This is a genomic window from Grimontia marina (genome assembly GCF_900060185.1).
Classification (GTDB): domain Bacteria; phylum Pseudomonadota; class Gammaproteobacteria; order Enterobacterales; family Vibrionaceae; genus Enterovibrio; species Enterovibrio marinus.
Genome location: NZ_FIZY01000104.1, coordinates 1 through 5,855, shown reverse-complemented (window position 1 = coordinate 5,855; position 5,855 = coordinate 1). Strand labels below are relative to the sequence as shown.

5 protein-coding genes are annotated in these 5,855 nt (G+C 46.6%); 3 read left to right on the top strand and 2 right to left on the bottom strand.

Annotated elements, in window-relative coordinates:
* Together GMA8713_RS24925 and GMA8713_RS24920 are read left to right on the top strand one after the other, a co-directional pair.
* Positions 1–1,791 (top strand): DUF6862 domain-containing protein (locus GMA8713_RS24925; RefSeq protein ID WP_232314569.1); only part of this gene is annotated, 1,791 nt, incomplete at its 5' end.
* A 43-nt stretch (positions 1,792–1,834) separates the two neighbouring features.
* Positions 1,835–2,077, top strand: a complete 243-nt coding sequence (locus GMA8713_RS24920) for a hypothetical protein (protein ID WP_157515782.1) — start codon at positions 1,835–1,837, stop codon at positions 2,075–2,077.
* 1,016 nt (positions 2,078–3,093) lie between these two features.
* Here the strand turns inward: GMA8713_RS24920 and GMA8713_RS24915 are convergent.
* The gene (locus tag GMA8713_RS24915) at positions 3,094–4,056 is read right to left on the bottom strand and encodes a transposase (RefSeq protein WP_062715284.1); all 963 of its coding nucleotides are present in this window, start codon (positions 4,054–4,056) and stop codon (positions 3,094–3,096) included.
* 244 nt (positions 4,057–4,300) lie between these two features.
* Between GMA8713_RS24915 and GMA8713_RS24910 the strand changes: the two genes are divergently transcribed.
* A complete protein-coding gene (locus tag GMA8713_RS24910) occupies positions 4,301–5,302 on the top strand; it encodes a hemagglutinin repeat-containing protein (RefSeq protein ID WP_062715282.1) in 1,002 nt (333 codons plus the stop codon).
* 14 nt (positions 5,303–5,316) lie between these two features.
* Here the strand turns inward: GMA8713_RS24910 and GMA8713_RS24905 are convergent.
* Positions 5,317–5,855: IS3 family transposase (locus GMA8713_RS24905; protein WP_062705098.1), on the bottom strand; the 539-nt coding region annotated here is incomplete at its 5' end.

The following is a 5,855-nucleotide window of genomic DNA, read 5'->3' as shown; positions in this document are numbered from 1 at the left end:
GTTGGCTTACTGAGTTTCTGGAGTGCGCTGCACAACAATGCCGTCGGCACACAGCTTAAAAACCAGCTTATCCGAGACCCTGAAAACGCGCATATTCTTGCCGGGTTAACCAGTGGTGATGGTGATTTGTATGCTCAGGCTATGCAAGACCTTGGTCACTTGGCTCAAGAAAAGTTTGGCCTTGCACTTACTGACATCGGCTTGTATGACGCTTCAAAGACGACCAGTACATCTTTAGCTGATAACGCCAGCAAAGACGTCCACGGTGTGACCGTTATTGATGCGAATAACAGTGAGTATGGCGATATCTTCATTGACATCGAAGGTGCGAAAACACTTCATGTCAATTCGTTAGGTCAAGAACTCATTGAGAGCAAGACCTTACAAGAAGGTGGCGCGAATGATGAGACTCAAGAGGCCTTGTCACAGATGTTTGGTGGTCAACTCGAAAAACGGGTTGATCAGGCAACGGGCAATCAATTGGCCAGCACCAGTACTGCCGAGTTTTCTAACAGCCTCGCCAACAGTCAGTCTGTGTTCGATGGGACTCAAAAGGCGGACAAAGTTGGGTATGCGAAGGTTGATTATTATCTCACACAAACTGAAGCTCAAAGAAAAGTTGAGTTAACGGACTTCCTTCTACGTTGCACAAGTGCCGATTGTCGTGCGACCGATGAGTTTGTATCTAAACAGAAAGAGCTCATTGCACTGAACAAGACGGACACCAAGAGGGATGAGGACTATAAATCGGCTTGCCAAAGTGGTGGAGGGCCTGATTGCAACCTCGAGTCAGCAAAAGTGGTGGAGGCATTTAACACCTACGACAAAGATGAGGCGGTGACGGACGGAACCCTGTCTGAATATTTAGATATAAGTACTAAATACGGCGAGTCTGAATCTCGTCCTTGGGAGGTGGCTGCTACCGGCGCTCTGATGGAGCTGCCTTCAGATGCACTGCTGGGAACCCTTGAAAGTGTGCCAGAGTTGGCTGGTTTGGCTGTTACTGCAGCATCTGCGCTTGCAGGGGATGAACAGGCACAGCAGCAGTTGGAAGCGATGTACCTGAACATCAAAGGGACAATTTCAGACCCAGACGGTGCATTGGATAGCTACATGGCAGACATTGCTTCCAGAGAGGCTAGTGGGGAAATCACCTCTCACGAAGCAAAGAAAGAAGTTTCTAAGTTCTACATCTCGGCCACAACAGCGGTTGCTGGCCAGACTTATGGTTTGGTGAAGGTTGGTGCAGTCGGCTTGATCCCAGAGGCGAATATAGCAGGAGGCAATACGAAATGGACTGCCCAACAACCCCTTGACTCATCCGGAAGCCCTATCGTCAGAACTAATGATCGGGGAAGTATTCAAATTCAACCCAATGGCTCTGTAACCTGTGGTCAACACTCCTGTGGCATGGTTTTAAACACTCAAGGGAATCCCATAGCTGTCACCGATATTATTGCTAAACGTCCCCCTGATGTTGATGGCGGAACCTACCTTACTACCTTGAAAAAAGTTTGCTCTGACAATGGCGTTAAATCAACAACATATAACAGTGGTGTAAAAATCAGTCAGTTAAAATCTTGGACATCAAATGGTAAGCCAGCTATAGCAACGGTTAAGACAGGAGATAATACTTTTCATTATGTTGTAGTAGATGGTATCACTAAGCGTAATGGTATAGATGTAGTCGCTATTCGAGATCCAGCCGGAAAAATTAATGGCGGTGTTTATTACGAGACTTTAGAATCATTTAATAAACGATTTGTCGGTTCAGCTGTTAGATTAAAATAGGTTTAATATGAATAATTGTTGCATAACGATAGACACTGACGATGTGTTAATCATTAAATCTCTAGATGATGACTTAGAGTATTTTAGGGATGACGACAAAGAGGCTGAAAAGGTTAGAAATCATTTTCCTATTATGGCTGGAGGCAAGTATCTTGTTTATGTTGAAGGAAATTTAACAGATACTAGAGGTGTTCTATCAATAAAAGCTGATGTTGTTGACGGCTCAACTGTTGTTATAGAAATTAGTAACGGAGTTGTAAATAACATATCTATATTCTTTAAATAGAGAAACTAACAGGGACATATATGGACGCTCCCTTAACGTCAAGCCAAAACGCTCTTGTCGTTTCGCGTAGCGAGACGATATTGACGTTCTTTTTACCACTGTGTTCAGCATTGATGTTCAGGTTTTCATTCCCCTTAAGGGAAGGTCAGTACTGACATATATCCAGGCTCGTTTCTTTGATTAGAAAAGAACTAACAGGAGAAAACTAACAGGGACACACACTTTAAGAAAGAAGCCAAAGAGCCGAATCCCCACAGCGTGGTAAACACGATATTCAGTCGCCAGTGTTCGAAAATCTAACCTTAGTTCTCAGTCTGGATGACGCTCGTTACGATTTATCCAGATTTCAAGCAACAAAAACATCAGGCTCAGGCCTGATTGACAGAAAATAGCAGAATAAAGAGGGATCAACTGTCAGGCAGGCGCAGACCCGATGCCCTTTGACGCTGAAGAAGCGGCAAGGCTGCTTTGATGGACGTTTCGGAACCGACCATATTTCCAACCTCTATGTTTGACGCTGTTTTTAGCCACAATGCTAAAACTTACTAGGACAGTCACCATTAGAGAAAGACGACCATTAACCTGTCGATAATCTGTTTTTATAAAGACTGCTTTGTCAGAAAGGCACTCAAGCGACTCAGGCCGCTAAATTTCGCATCAAATCTGACAAAATCTGTAAACGGGAGACAGCAAACTAACGGGACACACACTCTAAGAAAGCAACCAAAGACCCGTGTCCCCAGAGCGTGGTGAACACAATGCTCAGTTGCAACTGTTTGAAAATATCACCTTAGTTCTCAGTCTGGGGGTGAACTTACTAGGACAGTCACCATTAGAGAAAGACGACCATTAACCTGTCGATAATCTGTTTTTATAAAGACTGCTTTGTCAGAAAGGCACTCAAGCGACTCAGGCCGCTAAATTTCGCATCAAATCTGACAAAATCTGGAAACGGGAGACAGCACAAAAACAGGCGATTGCCTGTGATTGGATTACATGGGGGTTAAGGAGAAGGTTTAGCCGCCAGGCATTCTAAGCCCTGATATGCGCTTCCGGTTTAGTTGGGGTAATGCAGCTTTAATGGCAATGTCACTGCCCACTAGACTGCCGTACTCGATTTGGGTGCAAGCCTTTAACCAATCACTGGGTTCAAAGCCGAGCCTGGAGAGAATAGGCGGTAAAGTACTGTCAATTTGGCCACGTTTGTTGTCTCTGAATTGCCTTCCTGTCCAGTCAATAAGCGCCAGATAATCCATTAATCGAAAGGGAATGCCACTTGGCATGGGCTCGCGTGGATTGCCCACAAAAGGGAAAAGACAGGGCGCGGTGTGTTGCTCTTTTCTTAACGCTTCAATCCTTGCTTTGACGGAGGTAAACGCGGATTGCTCTGGTGTTTCGGCAATGGCTGCACGAACAGGGTTTAAATCTACATACGCCATGGCTGCGGCCAGTGCTTTTTCATCAAGCAGCGCTTGGCTTTTAAAGCGGCCTTCCCAAAAGTGTCCTGTGCATTGGTCTTCCTTATTAGCTTCAGAAGCGATGTATTGATTGAGCAAACGCATAAACCAACTGATACTGGTCAATCGTTCCCGCCAGCACTGGATTATCTCTTCACAACGCTCGTTCTCGGCCTCAGAAAGCTTGTCACCGCACATAAAGCGGTTCACCAACACCGGGCCTGAATGCAATGACAGCCAACGTTCAGCAACGTTTTCCAATGATAATGATTCTGCGTCTTCGAGATTGATGTGCAAAACGACGTGATAGTGATTGCTCATAATGGCGTATGCACAGACATCGATGCAGAATATTTTTGCGAGCATCAGCAGACGTTTTTCTATCCATTCGCGTCTGTGCTCAAAGTTCTTGTCAGTGTGTTTGTCATAGCCACAAAGAAATGACCGTCTAACGCAACGGGAAACACAGTGATAGTAGGGTGTTACCGATACATTGATCAGTGATGAACGTGCTGTCGTCATAGAAGAAGCCGATAGATTGGTATTTCCCAAAACTACATGGGGTTGAGGGAGTCGTCGCCTCGGGTTCGTCGATTTATGGTGTTCCACTCATTGAAGTGAAACTGACTGGTTTCACTTTTTCTTGAGGTGACTGTCCTCGTTTTCGGGCGATGCGTATTACGACACCCGTATTATCTCTCAGGCGATTTTCGAACAAACCGGCAAGCGATACCTGACCGCTGATGTCGGCGGCAACCTTGAGCAAATGAAACAACTGCTCGACAGCGCAACCATGCAGACCGCCGCGTATAACTTAACCCCAGGTGTTGCGCTGACGGCCAATCAAATTAACCAGTTGACCCACAGCATGGTGTGGTATGAGCCCATTCTGGTAAACGGTCACAAGGTACTGGCGCCCAAGCTTTATCTTGCCAATGTGGATGAAAGCAACCTTGCCCAGATTGCTTCGGTATCAGGTAATACTGTGCGTGTCGAGGCAGGCGACATCACCAACAGCGGCAGCATCCACGCTGACAATAACCTTTCCCTGATCAGCCAGAATGAAATCAACAATGTCGCCGGTGAACTGTTAGCAGGCATTGATACGACGCTGATAGCGAAAAACGATATCCGCAATATCAGTGGTTCGATCGCCGGTGATAACGTCAGCCTTACCAGCGAAAGTGGCAACATCATTAACCAGACCTTTGTGCAGCAGCAATCTGTGCGCAAAGACGGCACAGTGACCACAAATTCCCATGCCAGCGACATTGTCACTACCCAGACGGAAGTCGGTGATATGGCCAGCATTCAGGCGAGCGGTAATCTGACCCTGAATGCAGGAAAGTCCATTAACAATACCGCTGCTGAATTGAAAGCCGGCGAAAATGCCAGCTTGAACGCCGGAGAAAACATAGTGATTGCAGCCGGAGAGCTGCGTACTTATGACAGCTTTGATGGCGCCTACAAACAAAGCGCAGACCTTGAGACTTCCACACTTGCCAGCCATGTCTCTGCAGGCGGCAACCTGACACTGAATGCCAATAATGACATTGACGTTCAGGCATCCTCACTCGTTGCTGGTGACACACTGGCACTCGCCGCAGGCAATGACATTACGCTGGCAGCGACCCAAAACCGCAATGAAACGTCATTGTCCCGATATGGCAAGGTAGACATAGCGAAAGACTTAACCCATCAGGGCGCAGCCTTGAGTGGTAACAAAGAAGTGGACCCCATTGGTTGGACACACAAGCTAATTTTTTAAGTGTTTGATCCCGCTCATGCTGCGTATCTTTGCCTGCCGAAGTAGGCTTCATCAGGAGTAAGGTCATTGAGTCCCTGATGGTTACGCTCTTCGTTATAGAACACCATGTAGTGGCCGATTTCAAGTTCAGCTTCTCGGGGGGTGGTATAGGCTTTTAAGTAAACCTCCTCATATTTCAAGCTACGCCATAATCGCTCGATGAACACGTTGTCGACCCAGCGTCCTTTCCCATCCATGCTTATCCGTACATCATGGTCGATTAATCTCTGAGTAAACTCAGCGCTAGTAAACTGGCTGCCTTGATCTGAATTGAAGATATCGGGCGGCCCGTAGTGTTGCAGTGCGTCTTCGAGAGCCTCAATGCAAAAGCTTGTATCCATCGTATTCGACAAGCGCCAAGCCAGTACTTTGCGGCTATACCAGTCGATAATGGCCACCAGATACAGGAACCCCTTCGCCATGGGGATGTACGTGATGTCAATCGCCCAAGCTTGGTTTGGATAAGTGACATCGATATCACGCAGCAGGTAGGGATAAACCTTGTGTGCTTTGT